This window comes from Paenibacillus sp. J22R67, from assembly GCF_059692175.1.
This window is the reverse complement of sequence record NZ_JCAUAX010000009.1, coordinates 20,190-42,583: the sequence shown is the minus strand read 5'-3', so window position 1 is coordinate 42,583 and position 22,394 is coordinate 20,190. Positions and strand designations below refer to the sequence as shown.

The window sequence follows — 22,394 nt, the reverse complement described above, 5'->3', positions numbered from 1 at the left end:
CTTAGAAGCCTCCGGCTTTCGGGCTGCGCATTAAATAGCCAAGCCCCCTGCGCGTCATGATGTATTCCGGACGGCTTGGGTCCGTCTCCAGCTTCTCGCGCAGCCGGCGTATCGTCACATCGACGGTGCGCACGTCACCGAAATACTCAAAGCCCCACACCGCTTGCAGCAGGTGCTCGCGTGTCATCACTTTGCCGGAGTTTTTGGCCAAATATTGAATGAGCTCGAACTCGCGATGCGTCAGATCGAGCGGAACCCCATCTTTATACACCATGTACATGTCGTTATCGATGAATAAAGCATGAATCCGCATCCCGTTGCGCTGCGTATCCGACTCACTCGGAGCTGATTGCACCTTCGTCTGGCGGCGTAAGTGTGCCTTGACCCTAGCTAGCAGCTCTCTCGTGCCGAATGGCTTGGTTACATAGTCGTCCGCGCCCATCTCCAGACCAAGCACTTTATCCAGCTCTGTATCTTTGGCTGTTAACATAATAATCGGTGTGTTCAGCTTCGAACGCACCTCTCGGCACACATCCATCCCATCCTTCACGGGAAGCATGAGATCCAGCAATATAAGATCGGGCTGCTCAGAGAACGCCAGCTCTACAGCGCTTCCGCCATCATAGGCGCAGATCACCTGATAGCCCTCTTTTTCCAAATTAAATTTCAAAATATCTGCAATCGGTTGTTCGTCATCCACCACGAGAATTTTTCCAAACAAACCTACCACCACCTACTCAGGATAAACTACGAAGTCGCCCTATTCCTTGCATACTACCCTCTATTTTATCATATATTCAACTAAAAAGAGACAAGGCCCCCGAGTTGTCCGGTTTGACCTTGCCTCTATGTAAGTTAACGATTCAAATACTTCAATGGATTTTCCAAGCTGCCGCTTTTGTGCACTTCAAAATGCAAGTGAACGCCTGTGGAATCGCCTGTACTTCCCATAATACCGATGGCATCGCCCTTTTCAACGATTGAGCCCTCGGTGGCGATAATTTTGCTCATGTGGCCATATAACGTCTCGTAACCGTTCAAATGATTAATAATCACATAATTGCCGTAATCTGATTTATACCCGGTTTCGGTTACTTTACCATTGTCAGCCGCCATGATGTTTTTGTTGCCTGTAATATCGATTCCCTTGTGAAGCTTGCCCCAACGCACGCCGAACGTACTGGAGATACTTGGAGAAATAACAGGCCATGCGAATTTTCCTGTGCCTTCACCCTTAATGACTTTGGTCCCTTTTTTCACCTTCGCCGTAACTGGCTTATCAATAATTTCTTCGTCCACCAGCTGCTCGTTGGTCATTAATCCATCGACCTTCGTCACTTGGATCGTCACTTTCTTGAGCCCGTTCTTCCCAGGTGAAATCGGTTGAACGACGCCTACGCGCTGCGAATCATCTTTCACATATTCCGTATCGTACTGAATCTCTTGATTCTTCACAATCTTCTCTGTCGTTTTGACGGACAGTTTAGGTTTAAGCACCGTTACATCAAGCTGATTACCAATCTTCAGCTTATCATCCTGGAGACCAGGATTTTTGTCATAAATGAATTGCTTCGTAATTCCTAATTTCTTTGCGATACAGGAGACACAATCTCCCTCAACGACCGTGTATTTCGCAGGCGTCACATCGCCAGTCGTCAACTTCTTCACGACATCTTCCGGTTTAGCCAATTCATCTGGCTTAATCGGCACTTCTACTTTATCGACTTGTTGAACAAATTCTACCTTCTCAAGCTCAGACGGCGCAGTAGAGATGTCCTCGCCCAGGCTTGTGGATAGTACAGCAACCTTAGCCGTTTCCTTTGCTTTTGGTGCAAAAGGTGCACTAACCTGTTCAAGAATCTGATCAGCTGTCTGCTGATCCTTCACAACCGCAATTGTATTTCCATCTACCTTCAATTCGACCCCGACCGGTTGGGGCACTAATGCCTTATTAAGTGTGGCGATTACAGCTGAATCATCCGTCGCCGGATTGTAAGCCTTTTCAGGCGTGTAGGTAACACCATTTGTCTTGAGAACGACATGAACATCTGGGAAATTCTTTTGTACTTCTTGTGGTCTTTGCTGCTTATATTCATCAATCAATTTATTATCGCTCACGACACCAATTTCTTTGCCATTGAGCATAACGTGATATACATTTACCATATTCGTTTGCACATATTGATGACCTGCAAACGCAATTGCCCCTGTTAGCACGACTGCACTAACTCCCAGAACTAGAGACCATTTATGTCGTTTGATTACCGTTAACGTCGTAGTTGTCGATACTTCCTCCAGCTGCTTGTCTGATACTGATTCATTTCCGGTCAAGCTTTCTCGCTTCGGCGTGAATCTCTTGATGAGATCCTTAACAAAGCGCATACCCCTGAAACCTGTCATGATCTTCTCCCTTTGAACGGTTTTGCATCCTTGAAGTCATTATTCAAAAGCAAGCTAATGATTAATTCCTCCAAAATACATAAATAAACCTTGATTAGACATAATATCCGTGAAGATATCTACCTTTTGTTAAATTTAACACACTTTCTCTGCTTATTTCAACAAAATACTCGATCTCCATGTGATAGATTCGTGTCCACCGCCAAAAGAAGACGTTAAAGTTTCATTTTTTTGTACATAAATCCAATAGATTTTGCACCCAATTACGAGAAATGACGAATTTGAGTGAAAATTTGAAAGGGGAGCTTATGCATGGAAATTAATTTGGAAGCTACGTTCACAGATCGGTCTACAATGGAGAAAACGGCTGAGGTCCTCAGATCTCAGGGTGTACTGGATATCAAGTTCAATTATGGCGGTGAGCCACATTCGGATGACTTTGCCGGCGGTTTGACTCAATCTGTTGATAGCTTTTCGGCAGCTGAGCCCTCTTACGCGCTCATAGTTTGTGTAGAGAAATCACGCTACCGTCAAGCGGAGGACACCATTATGAAATTCGGGGGACAGCTCCATTAGGGCTAATCCACGGTTTTGGATGGGCTGAGCTAGTACTTGTTCAGGATAGCTGTTAACTGCTTTAATTCCGTCTCGTTCAAATATTTCTTGAGCGTATCATTGACCTGATTAAGCTCATCCGTCGTGATCCCGTCCTCCAGTAAAACAGACAGATGCTGCACCTCATTTTGCGGCAGCTTAGCAACAACAAGAGAAAATATTTTCATCTTATCATCGCTGGATAGCGCTTCTTTCTTCTTAGCGAAATCCTCAGTCGACATGACAAGTTCCTTCTTCTGCTCGTTTGCATCACTTACTCGCCCCATGACGGCTACGGCATCATCATCCTTCACTCCTTGAGAAGCCGCTTCTCCATCTGCTCCAGCGTCCGAATGTAAGGGATCGCTCGAACCAGAACCGGAATTAGGCACGCTTCCAGACGGGCTGGGACTAGGACTAGGCTTAACCGCAGGTGGTGTATCCACCGGGGCAGCTTGCTTCCCCCCGTCTCTACGCATAACTATATTCAGCTCTCCGGCCAATCTTGCAGCAAAATCACTAAATTGAACCTTTTTACCCAAGGCTGGAATCTGATATTGTCGAAATATATCCTCTACATACATGTTCACCACATACCATGTCGTAAACATTGTGATTGTTGTAATAAGTACACTGCTTATGACGATTTTGCCTAGCCACGTTAATACTTTCATTCGCTCTATCACTCCTGACGCTTAAACTGTTCCTCCTTCCCAGTATTGACGAAATCATGTCCATTAAGTCCCATTATACAAAAAGAAATCCTCTAAGCTGCTAATGCGCCTAGAGGATTTTGTATTTATCTCGATTGAATTATGCGTAGATTGGACGAACCAAATTCGTTTGCTCACGATTACGACCTACGGAGAAAATCGAGATTGGAATGCCTGTCAACTGTGAAACACGCTCAATATAGTGTCTTGCATTCTCAGGAAGATCACTCAATGTACGAGCATTGGACACATCTTCAGTCCAGCCCGGAAGCTCTTCGTAAACAGCCTCACACTCGGAGATGGCTTTCAAGCTAGCCGGGTAGTGCTCGATTAGCTCGCCGCGGTACATGTAGCCTGTGCAAATTTTAACCGTTTCAAGCCCTGTCAGAACGTCGATGGAGTTCAAAGACAGGCCTGTAATGCCGCTAACACGTCTTGCGTGACGGACAACAACGCTGTCGAACCAGCCAACACGGCGCGGACGGCCAGTTACTGTGCCGTACTCGAAGCCTTTTTCACGGATCCAAGCGCCAACTTCGTTGTCGAGTTCCGTTGGGAACGGACCGTCGCCGACACGAGTCGTGTACGCTTTGGCTACGCCAATGATGTTGTGGATCTTCGTTGGACCTACACCAGATCCGATACATACGCCACCAGCCGTTGGGTTGGATGAAGTTACATACGGGTATGTGCCTTGGTCGATGTCCAACATAACGCCTTGTGCACCTTCGAACAGGACTCTGCGACCTTGATCGATGTACTCATTCAGAACGACGGAAGTATCCGTTACATATGGACGAATGACTTCTGCGTATTCAAGGTACTCTCTAAGAATCGGCTCTACATCAAGACCTGTGGAACCATACACTTGCTCGATCAACACGTTTTTCTCGGCAACAATGCGTCTTAGTTTCAATTCAAACTCTTCAGCATCCATCAAATCCGCGATACGAATCCCGTTACGTGCTGCTTTATCCATATAACAAGGTCCGATCCCTTTACGGGTCGTACCAATTTTGCTATCGCCTTTGCGATCTTCTTCCAGACCGTCAAGCACCAGATGATACGGCATAATAACATGCGCGCGATCACTGATGTTTAAATTTTTTGTCGAAAAACCATTATCATGAATGTAGTTAATTTCTTCAATGAGTGCTGCGGGATTAATAACCATACCGTTCCCGATAACACATGCTTTGTCTTGGTAAAAAATACCGGAAGGAATCATCGTCAGCTTATACTTTTTCCCGCTGATAATGATCGTATGGCCTGCATTGTTACCACCTTGGTAACGAGCAACAACCTCAGCAGATTCCGCTAAGAAATCCGTGATTTTACCTTTCCCTTCATCTCCCCATTGCGTTCCGACAACAACAACCGTTGACATATGCACTTACCTCCGTACGGTGACGAGTCACCCATAATGAGCCGTTATGGCTTTCGTACCACTGAAAAAAATGGACTTCATTAAAGCACTAAAGTGTTCAGCGTCCACTACTCACCGAAGGAACTAGGTCTCCTCGGCAGTAATCTGCAGGAAGGGCACCTACCTCTCGGCATGAAAAACGACCTTAACTCGAAGCTGCCCTGCTTAGAACTGGTCGTGCAGGCAGACGAACAAGGTTTTTTTTCACCGTCTTTAGTGTAGCAGTCCCCCTAAGCAAAGTCAATTAAAAACGAACAATAATAAGTGCTCCTGTATAATCGTTCGGATATTGGTCAAACTATGAAGTTACGCCTAGCTAACGCCACAAGGATAAACGACTTCGTCGTTCTTTTAGGACGAGCGCGTTTGTCAAGGTAGATGCGAAGCTAACGTATTTTCTAATCTACTGAAAAAAAGCAGCGGGCCGTCAATATTGCCCGGCCGCTGCTTCTTGATGACTTCGATCCATGTTCACGAATTTATTGAATTGCTTCAAGAACGCCAGCTCAACTGTTCCTACGGGACCGTTACGCTGTTTGGCAATGATAATCTCGATAATATTCTTCTTCTCGGATTCTTTATCGTAGTAATCGTCCCGGTAGAGGAACGCTACGATGTCGGCATCTTGCTCGATGGAACCCGATTCCCTAAGGTCAGACATCATCGGACGTTTGTCCTGCCGCTGCTCAACACCCCGGCTGAGCTGCGAGAGCGCGATGACCGGTACATTGAGCTCACGCGCAATTTGCTTCAGCGTACGGGAGATCTCAGAGACCTCCTGCTGACGGTTGTCGCCTTTGCCGCGGCCGGCGATCAGCTGCAAGTAGTCGATGAGGATCATGCCTAGCCCCTTCTCCTGCTGGAGACGGCGGCATTTGGCACGAATATCGGCAACCGTAATCGATGGCGAATCATCGATGAAAATATTCGCTTCCGACAAGGCGCCAATGGCCATCGTCAGCTTCTCCCAGTCGTCGCCTTCGAGATACCCCGTCCGCATGCGGTTCGCATCGACGTTCGCCTCGGCGCAGACCATACGTTGTACGAGCTGCGCCGCGCCCATCTCGAGTGAGAAGATCGCGACGGTTTCCTTGGCGCGTACCCCGACGTTCTGCGCTACATTCAGCGCGAACGCGGTTTTACCTACGGAAGGACGCGCCGCCAGAATAACCAAGTCGGAGCGCTGGAAGCCAGACGTCATCTTGTCCAGGTCAACGAAGCCTGAAGGAATGCCTGTGGCTCCGCCTTTATTCGAGTAGAGGGATTCTACCTTCTCGAATACTTCCATGAGCACATCGCGAATGACCACGAAGCCGCTTGAGCTGCGGCGCTGCGAGATTTCAAGAATCTTCGCTTCCGCTTCGCTCAGCATGGACCCTACATCGTCTTCATTGGCGTAGCCATTGGTGACGATTTGGGTTGCTGTGCGGATCAAACGGCGAAGCATCGATTTCTCTTCGACAATAGCCGCGTAATAGTCGATGTTTGCGGCTGTCGGCACAGCATTCGCCAGCTCAGATAAATACGTAACGCCTCCGATCTCTTCCAGCTGCTGCTTGTTTTGCAAAAGCGATGTGAGCGTAATCAGGTCGACAGGCTCCTGATCTTCCGCTAGCTCCACGATCGCCTCAAAAATGCGCTGATGCGCTCCTCGATAAAAATCGTCGCTAGAAATCCGTTCCATCGCGGTAATTAAAGCGTCACCGTTAATCAAAATTGCGCCGAGAACTGCTTGCTCGGCTTCTATATTTTGTGGGGGTACGCGATCCATAAACATATTGTCTCCGCTCATGCTTCAGTACCCGCCTTTCTTTTCATAGTTTAAGAATAGATAAGAGCCCCTCCTAGGGACTCTCATTCGCCTTCTCTGTCACTTATTTCTCTTCAAGAACCTGTACGTTCAAACTTGCTGTAACCTCGCTGTGCAGCTTCACAGGGACCTTCGTTACGCCTAGCGTACGAATGGGCTCTTCGAGGACGATTTTGCGTTTATCAATCACGATCTTGTACTGCTTCTCCAATACTTCTGCAATTTGCTTGCTTGGAATGGCGCCGAACAATCGGCCGCCTTCGCCAGCTTTTGCCTTGATTTGAACCGTCATTTCACTCAACTTCTCGCCTAGCGTTTTTGCATCAGCTTTCTCTTGATCCTTCTTGCGCTGTTCCGCTTTCTTCTGATTATCCAGCACCTTCACTGTGCCAGTTGTCGCAGGAGCCGCAAGCCCCTGAGCAATTAGGAAATTTTGTGCGTAACCCTCGGATACTTCTTTAACTTCACCTTTTTTGCCTTGGCCTTTAACATCTTTTAGTAAAATGACTTTCATTCGAAAAGTCCCTCCTCTTCCTGCATTTCATCGAGTACTTTCTTCAATCGGTTCGTTGCTTCCTCTAATGTCGTGCCATCCAGCTGAGTTGCTGCATTGGTCAAATGACCGCCGCCGCCCAGACGTTCCATCACGAGTTGGACGTTCATCTGCCCCAGCGATCTGGCGCTGATGCCGATTAGTCCATCCGGCCGTTCAGCGATGACAAAGGATGCCATAATATTCGTCATATTCAACAATGTATCAGCAACTTGTGCAATCATCAACTGAGAATATTTGCGATTAGGCTCAGCAACTGCCAAAGCGATGTGCTCATGGATCGTTTCTGTATGCTTAATCACTTCAGCTCGCTCGATGTAAGAATCGAGATCTTCCTTCAGCAAACGCTGAATCAGCGCGGAATCAGCCCCATTACGGCGCAAATATGAAGCGGCTTCGAAAGTTCTCGCCCCTGTTCGAAGGCTGAAGCTCTTCGTATCGACCACGATACCAGCCAGCAAAGTCGTAGCCTCCAGCACTTCCATCGTCAGCTTCTCATTGATGTACTGCAGCAGCTCGGTCACCAGCTCGCATGTAGAAGACGCATAAGGCTCCATGTAGACGAGTGTCGCATCGTTGATAAACTCCTCGCTCCGGCGATGGTGATCGACCACAACGACCCTGTGCGTCTGCTGGAGCAGCTTAGGCTCCGCTACCATGGAAGCCTTATGTGTGTCCAGCACCACAGCCAAGGTACGCTGCGTTGTAATCTGCATCGCCTGCTCCGGCGTTATGAACCAGCGGTGCAGCCGCTCATCAGCGGCAATCGTCTCCATCACCTTCTGGATCGATGGATTCACACCCTCAAGGACGATGTAGCCTTCCTTACCAACCACTTGCACAGCCTTCAATATGCCGATCGATGCACCGATACAGTCCATATCCGGAAAGCGGTGACCCATGATAATCACTTTATCGCTATCCTTCATCAAATCCCTGAGCGCATGGGAAATGACCCTGGCTCTAACCCGCGTGCGCTTCTCAACCGCATTCGTTCTGCCGCCATAAAAGCTCAGCCTTTGGCCCACTTTCACCGTCACCTGATCGCCGCCGCGGCCTAAGGACATATCCAGCCCCATCTGCGCCATTTGACCAAGTTCCGTTAACTGCTCAGCACCAGATGCAATCCCGATGCTTAGTGTCAGCGGCAGCTTGTTCTCTATCGTCAAATCCCGTACATCGTCCAGAATTTCAAAACGCGTTTGCTCTAACTGGCGAAGCGCTTTCTGATCCATCAGAATAAGAAAACGATCTGAGGACGTCCGGCGCAAATAAAGCTGATTCTTCTGGGCCCATTCGGTAATCTCACCCGTCACTTTAGCCAGCATAATGCTGCGCGTCTGATCATCCAGACCTTGTGTTGATTCCTCCAGATTATCCATCATGACGATACCGATCGCTGTTTTCTCATCTTCGTACTTTCTTGCCAAATTCGCATGCTCCGTGATTTCCCGGAAATAGAGCAGTCTTTCTTCGGGCCGAATCGATACTTGATAAATGGACTTCCCGATAGTGAGATCTACTTTATCGCTTTTGTCTTTCCGGTTCTTCAGGTCTGGCAAATATTCGTACAGCGGCTCGCCGATGACCGAATCCTGACCCAACATTTTCGCCACAAACGGGTTGTGCCATTCGATGCGCTTCTCTTCATTATATAAAATAATTCCGATAGGAAGGCCGCTCATCACTTCATTGCCGGCTTTCTTGACCCTATGCGTAATCGTTCCAACGTACATATTCAGCTCTTTGCGAAAAGCAGTTTCCGCTTGGAGTGTGAAGTACGCCAGAATGCCGCAGACTAGGAAGGCCGTAATGCCCAGCCACCATTTGAACATATAGATTGTAGCTGACATGATGATGAGCAGAACGAAAATCCACACGATGTGTTGACCGTGCCACCGCTTTAAAAGGAACTTCGGCATTCGAACTAGCTCCTAATCCTATAAATTTTTCTTAAACCGTTCACGGATTGGAAACGCAACATCAAATACCCCTAATAAGCTGTAAACGATAAAGAGTGGAGGCATGAAACAAAGAATAATCATCGCAACGATTGGCAAAATAGGTTTCCACTTGTTCGCGTGAGCAACAAAAAATAGGAAACAGATCGCCTGAATGGCAAACGCCAGCATCAGCAGTGGCATTGCATTCATCATTAGCGTCGGGATCAGTGAGTTGGAAGCTGGATTCATGAATAGATCGAGCACAAATACGATCAAATAAATCCATACCAGCGATTTCTGCAGCATCCATTCCCGCATCGGGCGCAGACCCGGGATGCCTTCACCCGTTTTGTTAAGCAACCAGCGGCTAATGCCGTGAGTCACGAAGGTGTAGAACAATGCCACAAAGATCAGATAAAGAGGTATCACTTGCACAATGAAATTCACATACCAGTCCTGGTCCTTCGGCAAAACATCCCGAATGCCCGGAGGCATACTTGCAATGCTGTCCATCATAAAATGCTTGAACTTCGCTACCGGATCCAATCCGAGCGAATAGCCGATAAGCAGACTAAGCAGCGACTCCGCCAGAATGGTAATAATTCCTGCTGTGAGTACCGTCCTAGCAGCGGCTTTACGTTTATATAAATTACCCATGACCAGTACCGGTGGTAAGAAGAACAGCGATACGGACATGAGGGATATCCCATGCCACTGGGTAAGCAAATAAACGACGAGCAAGCTAATGACATAGCTGATGACGAAACGTTTGGTGCTTGATTTGACATACAACATTAATACAGGAATCATGAGAAAACTGAATGTGAAAATAATAAAAGGCGTCATTAGAGATAGCAATGAAAGGATCGTCACCGCACTCCAAATGATGCTTTGCCAACTTCGATTCCCCAACCGGGCTCACCTCTTACGTAAATGTTCTTCGAGCGATGAAATGTCGCCGTACCAGTCCTCAAGTTGATGGCCCTCTTGGCGGTGCTTCTTCATTTTGTCTACAATGGCTTCGTCCAAATCGCGATAAGAAATACCCAGTCGTCTTCCCAAAATATAACCGCTTGAGATTAAACTGGCTAAAGCATCCACAATTTTGACATGGCTGCCTTCCCATATGCCTTTAAGCAGGTGCGCTACGTGATCTACGACTTCTGTCTTGAGCCACTCAATGACTTTGGCCCGTCTGGCTAGGTCTACATCCTTTTCCCTATTCAGCAACCGTCATCTCTCCTCATCCTACAAAAGACTATTGCGTTAATTATACCACAAAATAGGGGGAGAAAAGAAAGCCACTGAAGAGCCGCACAATCTCTCCTAACTTATCGACTTTTCGGCATACAAAAAAGACAGCCGTATAAACAGCTGCCTTCTAGATAAACCCTATTCCGTTGTGTAAGGCAACAATGCGATTGTACGGGAACGCTTGATAGCGATCGTCAATGCACGTTGGTACTTAGCGGAAGTTCCAGTTACACGTCTAGGAAGAATCTTCCCGCGCTCACTGATGAACTTTTTAAGAGTTTCAATGTCTTTATAGTCAATGTGCTTGATTTTGTTAACTGTGAAGTAACAAACTTTACGACGTTTGCCTTTACCGCCTTTGCCACGAGGAGCAAATTTGCGGTCGCCGCGATCTTCACTATTGTTATCTCTTTTTTGGAAAGCCATTAGTTTGTTCAGTCCTTTCTACTTTAGAATGGCAAGTCATCATCGGAAATATCGATCGGTTTTCCGTCATCAATGAAAGGATCCTGCTGCTCGCGTGATCCACCGCCACGATTGCCACTACCGCTTCCGCCGCCGTAGCTAGCGTTAGAGTTAGATGATCCGCCTTCTTCACGACTTCCGGCACTATTATTGGACTCAAGGAAACGCACATTATCGGCAATAACTTCGGTTACGTAAACACGTTTACCCTCGTTATTATCATAATTCCGTACTTGAATTCTTCCTTCCACAGCAGTCAAACGACCTTTACGCAAATAGTTCGCGCATGTTTCGGCAAGCTGCCTCCACGTGACGATATTGATAAAGTCCGCTTCCCGTTCTTTCGAACCTCCACTTGTGAAAGGGCGGTCTACTGCAAGAGTAAACTGCGTAACAGCTACACCGGCTGGCGTATAGCGAAGCTCTGGATCTTTGGTCAATCTACCGATAAGAATAACACGGTTCAACATCGGACATTCCCCCTGACGAAAATACTGGCATGCATATTAAGCTACGTCGTTTGTGATTAAGTGACGGATAACTTCATCCGTAATCTTAAGTACGCGATCAAGTTCAGTTACAACAGCAGGTTCTGCGTTGAAGTGTACAAGCACGTAGTGCCCGTCACGGAACTTATTGATCTCATACGCAAGACGGCGTTTGCCCATCAGGTCATGTTTGGAGACTTCGCCTCCACCGTTCGTGATGATGCCTTGAAACTTTTCTACTGTAGACTGAACAACTTCTTGCTCAATGTCAGTACGAATGATGTACATCATTTCATATTTGCGCATGTATTTCACCTCCTTTTGGACTAAGCGGCTCCTATTCAAGCTTGTTCGCACAAGCGATGGAGCAAGGAGCGAGGATTCTTTTTCAAAACTCGCACCTGAATACTATAGCAAATTGATCGCCAGATTACAAGTCTTTCTCGCAAGGATGAACATGGCAATGCATTTCGTACATGCTTCCCTTTCAGGAGGGTAATCTAAACCTGATTAAAAATCTTTCGATGAGGTGATCAATGTGGGTGAATGGACACAATTCAATGAAGGCGATCATGTACCTAACGACGGCGTTTACATCGAGATGGGTGAGAATGCTGTTCACATGGGAATTGAAAACCCGAAAATAGTCACGTTAAGAAAAGGAGACAGATTTCCGGCCAACAGCAACCATAATCGGAAATGGCACCGCAAAAAGCCTTAACTAGGAGAAATTCACCATGAAAACATCCACGTTTACTTGGCTGTTTACCTTCATTGGTGCAGCCCTCTGCTTAGGTCATTATTTATTTCACGATCATGATGCCTTCTACATGATCTTCTACGCGCTTAGCGTGCCGGCCTGGTTTGCATCCACATTCACGGACATCTATGAGATCTCCATGTTTCGGATGCTCATCATCTATGTATTGACGATCGCGACATGGTCGCTTGTCGGCTATGTCATTGATCGATTCTCTGTCAGCTACAGAAACCGCAATGGGAGCTATTAGCGGTTGAAATGATGGAAAGCTGGCCCCTAGGTGAGGTAGTTTTAGTTTACCTGCTTAGGACCAGCTCTTTTACACTATAAACCTATATCCAGATCCCCAAACAGTCCCAATATATTGGGGTTTAGATGGGGTTTCTTCGATTTTCTCTCTGATTCTGGCAATATGAACCGTGACAGTCGAGGCGTCACTCATCGCATCTAAGCCCCAGATCCTCTCAAAAAGCTCTTCTTTACCAAACACCCGATTGGCATTCTGCAATAGAAATAGAAGCAGGTCAAATTCTTTTTGCGCCAAAACGACTTCATTTCCGTTCACAAAGACGCGTCTAGCTTCCTTCTGAACCTCCAAGCCTCTAATTTGAATCGTGCTTCCTTCATTCCCTTTTCCAAACCGTTCTTTCATCCGTTCAAATTTTTTCAAATGAGCCCCTACCCGCGCAACCAACTCGCCCGAGCTGAATGGCTTGGTAATATAATCGTCTGCCCCGAGGCCTAGACCATTAATCTTATAGATTTCCTCTGCTCTTGCCGACACCAGAAGGACGGGAATATCATCGTGCTCACGCACTTTCTTCAATACCTCAAACCCATCTATGTCTGGCAGCATAATATCTAATATAATCAGCTCAAAATCTGTTTCCTTTAGGGCTCTCAAACCCGCTGATCCACTGTTCACCATTGTAACTGAGTATCCGCTGAGCTCCAGATAATCTCTCTGCAGATTGGCAATACTTTGGTCATCCTCAATAATCAGAATTTTTTTCATCATAACCTCCAAACATATTAGAACTTCTTCAGAGATATCATTATCTGAGTCCCCTCTCCTACGGCACTTTTCGCCCATATTTTCCCGTCATGCCCTTCTATTATTTGCTTCGCAATAGCAAGTCCTAGACCGCTGCCGCTTTTTCTTGAAGGGTCCACTTGATAAAATCGATCAAATATATGGGGAAGTTTATTCTCAGGTATCCCTTTTCCATTATCCTTAATTTCTATGATCGCAGACGTTCTTGTTTCTCTGAGGATAATTTCAATCCTTCCATCTGCTTTCTCTACATACGTAATAGCATTATCAAGAATGTTCTGTATGACCCTCTTTAATCTTTCACGATCAATTAAAACTTTAACTGGCTCATTCAGTTCATTTATTAACGCTAACGACAGGTTAGCCTTTTCATATTCATATTTATGATCCGCGACACAATCCTCAAAGTAGCTTGCTAAATCACTCTTTTCAAAATGATAAGGAAGTTGGTTCAAATCAAGCTTGGAGTATAAAAGCAGATCATCGATCATTGCGTTTACCAGAATAGCTTTGGACCGCGCCGTTTCCAGATACTCATCCATTTTCTCAGGTGTCTTGGCTACCCCATCTATAATACCTTCAATGTATCCTTTAATGGATGTAACAGGCGTCTTTAAGTCATGGGAAATGCTCGAAACCAGGAACTTTCGGTTATCATCATACTTTTGCTGCAAATAAACTGATTCCTTCAGCTTAATTCTCATTAACTCCAGCGTTCTGCCTAGCTCGCGAACTTCCCCTTCGCCCTCTTCCGCAATCCCGTGGCTTAAATCACCTTCGCTGATTTTGTTAGCAACATCTTTGAGCCTGGAAATCGGCCGAATAATGCCGCGGGAGAAACGATACGAAACCCAAAAGTTCGTTAGCAGAAAAACAAAGGTGAAGACGCAGACTGTAAATAGGCCAAGCAGTATAAAAAAGTTCGTTTTCAGCTTTATAGGCGCAAGCAGCAGCAATACGCCGGCATCGCCAGTTGAAAGCTTATAATCCGATCTAGTAATCATATATGTTTTACCGGCAAGTTCAACCTCATCTTGAGTTGCCTGACTATCTGAAAGCATAAGACTTCTCTCGATGTCGATCTTATTGAAATTTTGCGTAGCGTATACAACTTCTCTATTTTTCAAAATAATAGCACTAGCATTCAAAGCGTCAACTCGATTAGCAAGCTGTTGTTGATATTTCGTATCCAAAAGCTGCTCGAATTTGAGGGGCTGTGCTTCTCTTTTAATCTCATTGATCGCCGCTCGAATTTCGAACGCCTTTTGAAACTCTTTCGTGTTGGCTTCGCGGCCAAAAACTTTCGTATAAGCAGCAACAAAAATAATGACAGCCAGAACTGTCAAACCAACGGAGAGCAGCACAGCCAGCGCATTCATCGTGAAGAAACGTTTGGTTAAATGCATGTGTATCCCTTTCTATATATCCTTTCTGTCAAACAAATAATACCCTGTTGTAAATAACATCATACCACAGCCTGACATGATTAAAATCTGGCGGAATATTTTAAACACATTAATCGATTCTGATATCCATAACGTATACCAATCAAACATCGAGGTAATGAAGAAGCTGGAGTAGGATGAAAATACAATGCCTAATGAATTAAAAATGATAAACACAAGTATGGCGAGGAAAAATACAGCTAGTCCCCCTTGAATCACATTGGAAAGAAGGACAACAATCAGTGCAAACACAAATACGGGGAAAAAGGTTAATCCGTAAGATAGAACTACCTTCAAGATCCCTGCCAAACTAGCTGACGACGGATTAAATATGAATCCCGCCAATAACGAAAGAATCATAACAAACAAGAGGTTGCCCGCAATAAATAAAGCTAAATTTAACACCTTCGCACTAAATACTCCAAATCGGGAGACTGGTCTTAAAAGTGTAATTTTCATTGTATTTGATGAGGATTCCCCGTTAAACATATCGATCGCCACAAATATGGCAAACAGCGGCAAAAGCGTGTAAGTAATGAAGGAGAGAACAACTATAGGAAACTCGACGCTTCCTACCACCCGTAATCCAAGCCCGTGCTTGATTGTTGTTACAGCGATTTGCCCGACTAAAACGGCAAGAATGGACAAAATTGCAGCCGCCATCATTTTTTTCTTTTTCAGCAGCTTCACGGATTCATTGATAAATGCGGCTTTAAACCCTTCCATTCCTGTCCACCTCACTAACAAAAAAGTTCTCAAGCGAAGAATAATACGAGAGTATATTCTGCGTATATTCAACGTTTACAAGCTTGCCCCCGTAAATAATACCTATTCTTGTGCACGTCAGTTCCACATCATGAATCAAATGGCTTGAGATGAAGAATGTCGTGCCTTCCTGAGAAAGCTGTTTGATCAATTTCCTCATCTCCAGCATCCCTTCAACATCCAGCCCGTTCAAGGGCTCGTCCAATATCAACAGCTTGGGTTTCGACAATATAGCAGCCGCTATTCCCAGCCTTTGTTTCATCCCTAGTGAAAACTTTTGAGATTTCTCATTTTTATATTTCAACATGCCTGTGATTTCAAGACACTCATCGATTCTCTTCTGATCAACATGCGGATAAAACCTCGCGAATAGCTTCAGGTTTTCGTTAGCCGTCAAATAGGGATACGACTCTGCTGTTTCAATCATACAACCAACATGCTTCATGGCATTCACATAGTCTTCAGAAATACTGGCACCAAAAATTTTTACATCACCACGGTCTGGCTTCATGAGCCCAGTTATCATTTTCATAGCCGTCGTCTTCCCCGCACCATTTGGCCCTAGAAATCCGAATACATCGCCTTGATCAACTTCTAAGTTTAATTCTGCGATCCCCCGGCCATTTTTGAATGACTTGGTTAATCCGCTTATTTCAATCGCCTTGACTGTCAATTTCTATCATCTCCCCAAAAAACGCTCAGGAAGCCGCATTAGCAGCCTCCTGAACCTCTCTGTTCTATTCGAATATGCGGTTAAATTCTCCATCGTAATATGGTTTGGCATCGGATTTGTACGAGTTTTTATCAATAATCTCAAGATTTATTTGGAAATGAATCTTACCTGGAGCGCTTTGATAAATCGATCCGTTCTTCTCTTCACCTTTTGCATCTTTGTAAGTGAAAGTCGAGGAATCCGCAGAATCGTATTCAAATTCAAAGTTATCTTTATTCGGATACAGGCTCTCATAACCCGGAACAATGGTTTCGGAGAATTTGCCTTTTACTTTATCGTTGTCAACGCTTGTGATTTCGACCATTCTCTCGCCGATTTTCACGAACTTACCGTCTTTCTCCATGACGATATCATTTTTATATGCCCCTACATACTTACTGCTTAATCCATTTGAGTAGCTAACCTTTTCGACTTTTGCGCCAGTTAGATCAGGCATGGCAATTTTCGTATTACCAACCTCCGAAAGTTTTACAATGACATTCAGGTTCAAGTCGTGTTGAACACCGTTCTTATCTTTTCCTGAAAGTGTGATATCGCCTGTTACATTCTCCAGGTAGCCAGCTTTATTTTCAATAGCTGAACCTACCACTTTTTTCACAAAAACATCGCTCTCTATCTCTGGTAAATCGGACTCATCGTTCAGCATCTGCTTGATGCCAAAGGAAGAAACAGCATTCAGAATGGCTGGCACCTGAGTTTCAGACAAGCTGCCCGAATATACTTTTCCACCTTCAGGCCCTTCCTCCACTTGCACATAATCTTTCAATCCGCCAACCACCGCGTCAACGATCTTTTCGATCTCAGCCGCGCCCTTCTCTTCAAATGGATTATCGAAGTTGGCTGGATTGTTTTTGTTCACCTTAGCCGGATATTCCGTTACATAGTAAGTATTGTCCGTACCCGTTTTACTAACTGAATTCTTTATGTCTGAATAATAGTATCTTGATGTTGTTTCCCCATCTTCATTTTTTGTGGCTGTATTTTCTTCCGTCATTTGTTTTTCAGTATCCATCTTTTTGGACGTTGAGCCTTGAAGTAAGGTTTTGTCGTTATCTTTCAACGTATACAGCGCTTCAAGGGTGTAGTTCTTCATATCTTTATCCATCATGCTTGCTGTAGTTTTTGCTGAACCTTTTAAACGGTCATACCCCGATCCAAGCAGCGTATCGGCGAATGCCGTGGATACGAATAAGCATGCTCCAATCGTGAATGACAGTACGGTAACGGATTTTTTGCTAAGTTTCATCACTTTTCTCCTTTAAAAACATTTTACGGGAAACGTTTCCTTACTACTTATTTTAATATAACCTTATTGAATCCATCTAAATGGATTATTAACAAAGTATAAACTCTTTTCATTGCTAGTATTATTAAAAAAAGCCGTACAGCTATCACGCTGCACGACCTGATTTATTGCCTATATACCTTCTTCTCAGATATCTTCCCATCTGCAAAATAAACGATTTCCGCAATGTAGCCTGGCTGATTAGAAATGGCGAAATCATATGTTTTCTTACCATTCTCCTCTTTAACCAACTTGCCTTTAGCTCCTGTCTGCTTCACCAAATCATCGTAGGTGCTTGTCATGCTTATCTTATCAGCTTGCTCCTTCGTTATCTGAGGAAGCGGCTCATCCTTTGTCGTATCCTTGCCACCAGTCGCTGGCGTCGCTGTGGCGGTTGTTCCACCGCCTGTCCCACTTGTAGCTCCAGGCGTTGCTGAAGCCCCTGTGGAAGGCGCTACGGTCGCTGTTGTTGTTGGGCTAGGCGATGCACTCTCTTCGTTCTTTTTAGCGCATCCTGTGGCCACTACAGCTAGTACCAGAAATATCATTAACCAACTTCTCATTACGCTTACCTCCTTCATGTTGCCGATACATAGATATGAGAATATTTTGCTGTTCTTTTAGCCTTTTTATCCCTATAGGATAGACAAAGGACTGAAAGCAAAAAAGCCTTCTACGCCCTTATAGACGTAAAAAGCTCTAAAAATGTTTCACGTGGAACTCAAATATTGGCATTTATTCGGGCATGGATAAATAAAAAAGCCTCCTGCAAATGCAGGAGACTCTCATTCCTTAGCTAGTAACAGCTTGTACGGAAAGAGTGGGATTCGAACCCACGCACGCCTCGCGACGCCTAGCTGATTTCGAGTCAGCCCCCTTGGGCCTCTTGGGTACCTTTCCAAAACGCGAGAACAGGATTCATTATATCAAAAAATCCTTACTCTCGCAAGTGCTTTTCTACAGCGTTTTTATGAGGATTCTTCCTCTTTCTCTGCGTTGGATCGAAGCACCTTTTTCAGCTTACTTTCGAACTTCGTTCTTGGTACAAGAACACTGTGTTTACAACCCACACACTTAATTCTAATATCCATCCCCATCCGTATGATTTCCATTTCATTGGTGCCACACGGATGGGGCTTTTTCATTTGCACAATATCGCCAAGTTGATACTGCTTTTTCTCCATACGTCCGCAACCGCCTTTTCAACTACATCGTTTCAATTTGCACACTATCGAGTCTCTTCTTAATTTCTATGTTCAAAAGTCTCGTAACATTAAATTGTCGGGTTGGCTTACACTCTGCAATAATTCGAATTTTCAGGTCCGTCGTACCCACCACTTGAACACCAAGTACTTCGGGCTGCTTCACAATGTCCTCAGTAAGTTCTTGCACATGCTTAACCGTGTCTTTGAGAATTTGCGTAGCATCATCAATATTCATGTGATGCGGAATCGTCACATCGACAACGGCCAACGAATTGTACGTAGAAAAATTGGTGACCTGTTTGATATTTCCGTTCGGAATGATATGAACTTCACCCGTCCAACTTTTAATCCTGGTGACCCTAATACCAATCTCCTCAACAGTCCCTTTAAACGAATCAATCTGAATGACATCCCCTACGCCAAACTGATCCTCAAAAATGATGAAGAAGCCAGTAATAACATCTTTCACCAAACTCTGAGCTCCGAAACCTATCGCTAATCCAAGCACACCTGCCCCGGCAAGCAAAGGTCCAAGATTCAAGCCAACTTGTCCAAGGATCAACATGATACAGATGAGATTCACCGTATAGGCTATTAAATTATGTATAAGGCTTCCGATCGTATTCGTTCTACGTCTATCAAATTTCAGTGGCGACTTGTCTCTAGCAGCTATCATATGAGCAATCGTTTTATCTGCTATTTTGATACATACTTTAGCAACAATATAAATAAGAATAATTTTTACGATAATCCAAAATAGTGAGGCTAGCATTTCAGGTTTCGATAAATGTTCTCGAATCCAGTTCATCAAATCCGTGAAATACTTCGTAATAAAGGCCACGGTTTAGACCTCCTTTTTTCATTCCATGGTAACATATTTATCTTCTTTTTTAAAATAGATGCCTCTGATTTCTACGTTCTCAGATTCAATAATCTCTTGAACTTGTACTAGATTTTCACCTGGGAATTCAATAGAAAGGGCACAGCCAGCTGTAATTTCTTTTGGAGTAGGTCTGATGTCGATTTCTATATCCGCATACTCTAGCAGCATTTCGGCACGCAGGGCCTGCTGCGTAGAATCGAAGGCTAACAACATAACGGAAATATTCAAGGAAAATCCCTCCTCTCCTACGTATAAATGTCTCTATCTATCCATATACTAGTAAAAAAAGAAGAAGTACTTTGGAGGGATATGATGAAATTCCAAATTGGTTTCGACGGAATGAAAGACACGGAACTGACCCCACTCAAAATTCAGCACACAGACGCCGATACCCCTTTTCTTCTCTCTAAGCATTTGCAATCCATTTTTAGCAAGCTACCAAACTATCAACCTATCGTTGTCATCTGTGTGGGTACTGACCGTTCTACAGGAGATTCGCTTGGTCCGTTAGTTGGCTCACATTTGAACCGTACGACCAATCTTCGTAACCTTCATTTATTCGGTACTTTAGATGAACCTGTCCATGCCATGAACTTATCAGAAACCGTTGATAAAATTCAACGACAATTCGATAACCCTTTCATCGTTGCCGTAGATGCTTGTTTGGGCCAAGTATCCAGCGTAGGCTGTATTCAGGTTGCTGATGGTCCGCTTAAGCCTGGTGCTGGCGTTAACAAAGATCTTCCTCCCGTTGGCAATATTCATGTGACTGGGATCGTTAACGTAGGCGGATTCATGGAATATTTCGTCCTGCAAAATACACGGCTCAGCCTCGTTATGAACATGGCTAACGTTATTGGCGATGCTCTCCACTCTGCTTTGCGTCGTACGCAAGCTTATGCACCAAGTGCTAAGACGGCTTTACAGATTGATTAATAGCCTCTTTCTCTTCTGGACTTAACGTGTAAGTAGATTGTCCATTATGAATCGGCTTCGCATACAAGTACATTTGCTCTCTACTATGTATTCCAGTTAAAACCACACCATCTTGGGAATCATCCAATATGGCAATCGTGAAGCTCAGGTTACTACCTCCATCATTGAAGGCGTTATATCGGTGAATCGCTACTTTGGACTTCATCTTCGTTAGGGATTGGCGAATTGTATCAACCTGGGCTGACGTCATTGCTGACTCGGCCTTTTGCTCATTGATTGCTTCCTGCATGTCAATAAGGAGTTGCTCCATATTATCTGAGCTTGAACCATTCATCATTTGTGTGTATCGTTTACGCAAAGATGATAATTTTACCGAAAGAATGATAACGAAAATGAATAAAACTAAAATTAATGCCAAAATAACTAATACGACAAAATTGCCATTCAATCCGAACAGTTCCCCCATGGTTGATCCCTCTTTCTACTTAGCATACTGCGATTGGATCTCTTTGACTGCATATATAAGAGCATCCACTTCTTCGTCCGTTGTAAAATAACCTATACTTGATCTTACAGCTCCCTTGGATAGTGTGCCTGCCGACTCATGGGCAAGCGGCGTACAATGATAGCCAGATCGTACAGCAATTTGAAAAGATTGATCCAAAATAAATGCGACTTCCGATGAATCTGCGTTATTAATATTAAAGGAAACAATCCCTGTTTTATTTTGTCCAAGAGCTGGGCCAAGAATCGTGACTCCTTCAATTCCCAGTAAACCTTCCATCAGCATTTGCGTTTGACGCCACTCTTTTGCGTGGATTTTCTCAATCGTTTCCGCCATGACGAATTTTACGCCCTCGTTTAATCCAGCAATCCCAACCGTGTTTTGTGTTCCTGCCTCATACCGATCAGGCCTTACCGTTGGTTGATGAATAGCCTCTGATTGACTGCCTGTCCCACCATGCATGAACGGCTCCAAATCAATGTCAGGATGGATATATAGCCCACCCGTCCCCTGAGGCCCTAGAAGCCCTTTGTGACCCGGGAAAGCCAACATATCAATATGCATATCTCCTACGTGAATAGGCAGTATACCAGCGCTCTGAGCCGCGTCTACAAGCAGCTTAACGCCATGTGTACGACATAATTCACCGATCTCAGCAACAGGCATAATAGTTCCTAATAAGTTAGAACTATGATTGACAACTACGAGTGATGTATTTGGTCGTAATGCCTTTTTGAAATCATCGAGATGGATATTTCCCTCTTCATCGTTACGAATATAGGTAAGTTCTATTCCAGCCGTAGCTTTCAAATATTCCAAAGGTCTGCGTACGGAGTTATGTTCAATATTTGTGCAGATGACGTGATCGCCAGGTTTTACAAATCCTTTGATCGCTTGGTTCAGCGCATGTGTTGTATTTAATGCGAATGACAGATCGTTCGGGTTTTTTATCCCAAATAAGCGAGCTAAATTTTTTCTAGTTTCAAACAATGCCCGACTTGCTTTAACCGCCATCTGATGGCTTCCCCGTCCTGGGTTAGCAGCATAATCTTGCATGCAAGTCATCATCGCATCCATAACTGCCGGTGGCTTTGGCCACGATGAAGCTGCTTGATCAAAATACATGACACCCTTCATAGTATCACCCTCTCCTACGGATTCAGAATTCCACTCATAA

General features: G+C 44.8%; 27 protein-coding genes and 1 tRNA gene. 4 read left to right on the top strand and 24 right to left on the bottom strand.

Translation table 11 applies throughout. The features are described from left to right. Position 1 precedes the first annotated feature (1 nt). Positions 2 to 721: a response regulator YycF gene (yycF, locus tag AC58VC_RS27555; protein ID WP_145665415.1), complete on the bottom strand. Its 720-nt coding sequence runs from the start codon at positions 719 to 721 to the stop codon at positions 2 to 4. Positions 722 to 855: 134 nt separating this feature from the next. Next, a complete protein-coding gene (locus AC58VC_RS27550) occupies positions 856 to 2,400 on the bottom strand; it encodes a peptidoglycan DD-metalloendopeptidase family protein (RefSeq protein ID WP_497373388.1) in 1,545 nt (514 codons plus the stop codon). 312 nt (positions 2,401 to 2,712) lie between these two features. Between AC58VC_RS27550 and AC58VC_RS27545 the strand changes: the two genes are divergently transcribed. Next, entirely contained in the window at positions 2,713 to 2,976 is a 264-nt protein-coding gene (locus tag AC58VC_RS27545) for a hypothetical protein (protein ID WP_497373387.1), read from the top strand. Positions 2,977 to 3,005: 29 nt separating this feature from the next. Here the strand turns inward: AC58VC_RS27545 and AC58VC_RS27540 are convergent, their stop codons facing one another. The 10 genes from AC58VC_RS27540 to rpsF form a co-directional block, all read right to left on the bottom strand. Continuing rightward, complete coding sequence (locus tag AC58VC_RS27540; protein WP_497373385.1) at positions 3,006 to 3,668, bottom strand: hypothetical protein; 663 nt, start codon at positions 3,666 to 3,668, stop codon at positions 3,006 to 3,008. A gap of 139 nt (positions 3,669 to 3,807) precedes the next feature. Then, complete coding sequence (locus AC58VC_RS27535) at positions 3,808 to 5,094, bottom strand: adenylosuccinate synthase (RefSeq protein WP_497373383.1); 1,287 nt, start codon at positions 5,092 to 5,094, stop codon at positions 3,808 to 3,810. Positions 5,095 to 5,560: 466 nt separating this feature from the next. Then, positions 5,561 to 6,925, bottom strand: coding sequence for a replicative DNA helicase (dnaB, locus tag AC58VC_RS27530; protein WP_497373381.1), 1,365 nt, complete (start codon positions 6,923 to 6,925; stop codon positions 5,561 to 5,563). Positions 6,926 to 7,007: 82 nt separating this feature from the next. Then, on the bottom strand, positions 7,008 to 7,457 hold the full coding sequence (rplI, locus tag AC58VC_RS27525) for a 50S ribosomal protein L9 (protein WP_497373379.1): 450 nt from the start codon (positions 7,455 to 7,457) through the stop codon (positions 7,008 to 7,010). Next, entirely contained in the window at positions 7,454 to 9,418 is a 1,965-nt protein-coding gene (locus tag AC58VC_RS27520; protein WP_497373377.1) for a DHH family phosphoesterase, read from the bottom strand. Before AC58VC_RS27520 ends, rplI begins: the two co-directional genes overlap by 4 nt. A gap of 18 nt (positions 9,419 to 9,436) precedes the next feature. Then, positions 9,437 to 10,351, bottom strand: a complete 915-nt coding sequence (locus AC58VC_RS27515; RefSeq protein ID WP_497373375.1) for a DUF2232 domain-containing protein — start codon at positions 10,349 to 10,351, stop codon at positions 9,437 to 9,439. Positions 10,352 to 10,357: 6 nt separating this feature from the next. Beyond that, positions 10,358 to 10,669 (bottom strand): MazG-like family protein, encoded by a 312-nt coding sequence (locus AC58VC_RS27510; protein WP_497373373.1) that lies wholly within the window; start codon positions 10,667 to 10,669, stop codon positions 10,358 to 10,360. A 162-nt stretch (positions 10,670 to 10,831) separates the two neighbouring features. Beyond that, the gene (rpsR, locus tag AC58VC_RS27505; protein ID WP_029196139.1) at positions 10,832 to 11,119 is read right to left on the bottom strand and encodes a 30S ribosomal protein S18; all 288 of its coding nucleotides are present in this window, start codon (positions 11,117 to 11,119) and stop codon (positions 10,832 to 10,834) included. A 23-nt stretch (positions 11,120 to 11,142) separates the two neighbouring features. Then, positions 11,143 to 11,628, bottom strand: a complete 486-nt coding sequence (gene ssb, locus AC58VC_RS27500; RefSeq protein ID WP_079415827.1) for a single-stranded DNA-binding protein — start codon at positions 11,626 to 11,628, stop codon at positions 11,143 to 11,145. 36 nt (positions 11,629 to 11,664) lie between these two features. Then, positions 11,665 to 11,952 (bottom strand): 30S ribosomal protein S6, encoded by a 288-nt coding sequence (rpsF, locus tag AC58VC_RS27495; RefSeq protein ID WP_145665445.1) that lies wholly within the window; start codon positions 11,950 to 11,952, stop codon positions 11,665 to 11,667. Between the two features lie 232 nt (positions 11,953 to 12,184). Between rpsF and AC58VC_RS27490 the strand changes: the two genes are divergently transcribed. Continuing rightward, positions 12,185 to 12,367 carry a YjzC family protein gene (locus tag AC58VC_RS27490; RefSeq protein WP_145665448.1) on the top strand — a complete coding sequence of 61 codons (183 nt, stop codon included), beginning with the start codon at positions 12,185 to 12,187 and terminating at the stop codon, positions 12,365 to 12,367. Positions 12,368 to 12,383: 16 nt separating this feature from the next. Beyond that, positions 12,384 to 12,656, top strand: coding sequence for a hypothetical protein (locus tag AC58VC_RS27485; protein WP_497373371.1), 273 nt, complete (start codon positions 12,384 to 12,386; stop codon positions 12,654 to 12,656). A gap of 69 nt (positions 12,657 to 12,725) precedes the next feature. Here the strand turns inward: AC58VC_RS27485 and AC58VC_RS27480 are convergent, their stop codons facing one another. The 10 genes from AC58VC_RS27480 to AC58VC_RS27435 all read right to left on the bottom strand — a co-directional run bounded on the left by AC58VC_RS27480 (position 12,726) and on the right by AC58VC_RS27435 (position 19,989). Next, positions 12,726 to 13,421 (bottom strand): response regulator transcription factor, encoded by a 696-nt coding sequence (locus tag AC58VC_RS27480; RefSeq protein ID WP_497373369.1) that lies wholly within the window; start codon positions 13,419 to 13,421, stop codon positions 12,726 to 12,728. Between the two features lie 17 nt (positions 13,422 to 13,438). Beyond that, the gene (locus AC58VC_RS27475) at positions 13,439 to 14,866 is read right to left on the bottom strand and encodes a sensor histidine kinase (protein ID WP_497373367.1); all 1,428 of its coding nucleotides are present in this window, start codon (positions 14,864 to 14,866) and stop codon (positions 13,439 to 13,441) included. 12 nt (positions 14,867 to 14,878) lie between these two features. Continuing rightward, complete coding sequence (locus AC58VC_RS27470) at positions 14,879 to 15,631, bottom strand: ABC transporter permease (protein WP_497373365.1); 753 nt, start codon at positions 15,629 to 15,631, stop codon at positions 14,879 to 14,881. Then, entirely contained in the window at positions 15,618 to 16,343 is a 726-nt protein-coding gene (locus AC58VC_RS27465) for an ABC transporter ATP-binding protein (protein WP_497373363.1), read from the bottom strand. The genes AC58VC_RS27470 and AC58VC_RS27465 overlap by 14 nt, the downstream gene beginning before the upstream one ends. Before the next feature lie 64 nt (positions 16,344 to 16,407). Continuing rightward, a complete protein-coding gene (locus tag AC58VC_RS27460) occupies positions 16,408 to 17,649 on the bottom strand; it encodes a hypothetical protein (RefSeq protein ID WP_497373361.1) in 1,242 nt (413 codons plus the stop codon). A 164-nt stretch (positions 17,650 to 17,813) separates the two neighbouring features. After that, positions 17,814 to 18,251, bottom strand: coding sequence for a hypothetical protein (locus AC58VC_RS27455; protein ID WP_497373359.1), 438 nt, complete (start codon positions 18,249 to 18,251; stop codon positions 17,814 to 17,816). A gap of 249 nt (positions 18,252 to 18,500) precedes the next feature. Beyond that, positions 18,501 to 18,588 (bottom strand) — tRNA-Ser (locus AC58VC_RS27450). 68 nt (positions 18,589 to 18,656) lie between these two features. After that, positions 18,657 to 18,872, bottom strand: coding sequence for a DUF951 domain-containing protein (locus tag AC58VC_RS27445; protein WP_315954342.1), 216 nt, complete (start codon positions 18,870 to 18,872; stop codon positions 18,657 to 18,659). 22 nt (positions 18,873 to 18,894) lie between these two features. Further along, positions 18,895 to 19,734 (bottom strand): mechanosensitive ion channel family protein, encoded by an 840-nt coding sequence (locus AC58VC_RS27440; RefSeq protein WP_497373357.1) that lies wholly within the window; start codon positions 19,732 to 19,734, stop codon positions 18,895 to 18,897. Between the two features lie 18 nt (positions 19,735 to 19,752). Continuing rightward, positions 19,753 to 19,989: a putative Se/S carrier protein gene (locus AC58VC_RS27435; protein ID WP_127454124.1), complete on the bottom strand. Its 237-nt coding sequence runs from the start codon at positions 19,987 to 19,989 to the stop codon at positions 19,753 to 19,755. Between the two features lie 99 nt (positions 19,990 to 20,088). Here AC58VC_RS27435 and yyaC point away from each other — a divergent pair, with 99 nt between their 5' ends. After that, on the top strand, positions 20,089 to 20,712 hold the full coding sequence (yyaC, locus tag AC58VC_RS27430; RefSeq protein WP_497373355.1) for a spore protease YyaC: 624 nt from the start codon (positions 20,089 to 20,091) through the stop codon (positions 20,710 to 20,712). Here yyaC and AC58VC_RS27425 read toward each other — a convergent pair. After that, positions 20,687 to 21,178 carry a DUF4446 family protein gene (locus AC58VC_RS27425; protein WP_497373353.1) on the bottom strand — a complete coding sequence of 164 codons (492 nt, stop codon included), beginning with the start codon at positions 21,176 to 21,178 and terminating at the stop codon, positions 20,687 to 20,689. The two genes, yyaC and AC58VC_RS27425, sit on opposite strands and share 26 nt — an antisense overlap. A gap of 15 nt (positions 21,179 to 21,193) precedes the next feature. Then, positions 21,194 to 22,354, bottom strand: coding sequence for an aminotransferase class V-fold PLP-dependent enzyme (locus tag AC58VC_RS27420; protein WP_497373351.1), 1,161 nt, complete (start codon positions 22,352 to 22,354; stop codon positions 21,194 to 21,196). Positions 22,355 to 22,394 lie beyond the last annotated feature (40 nt).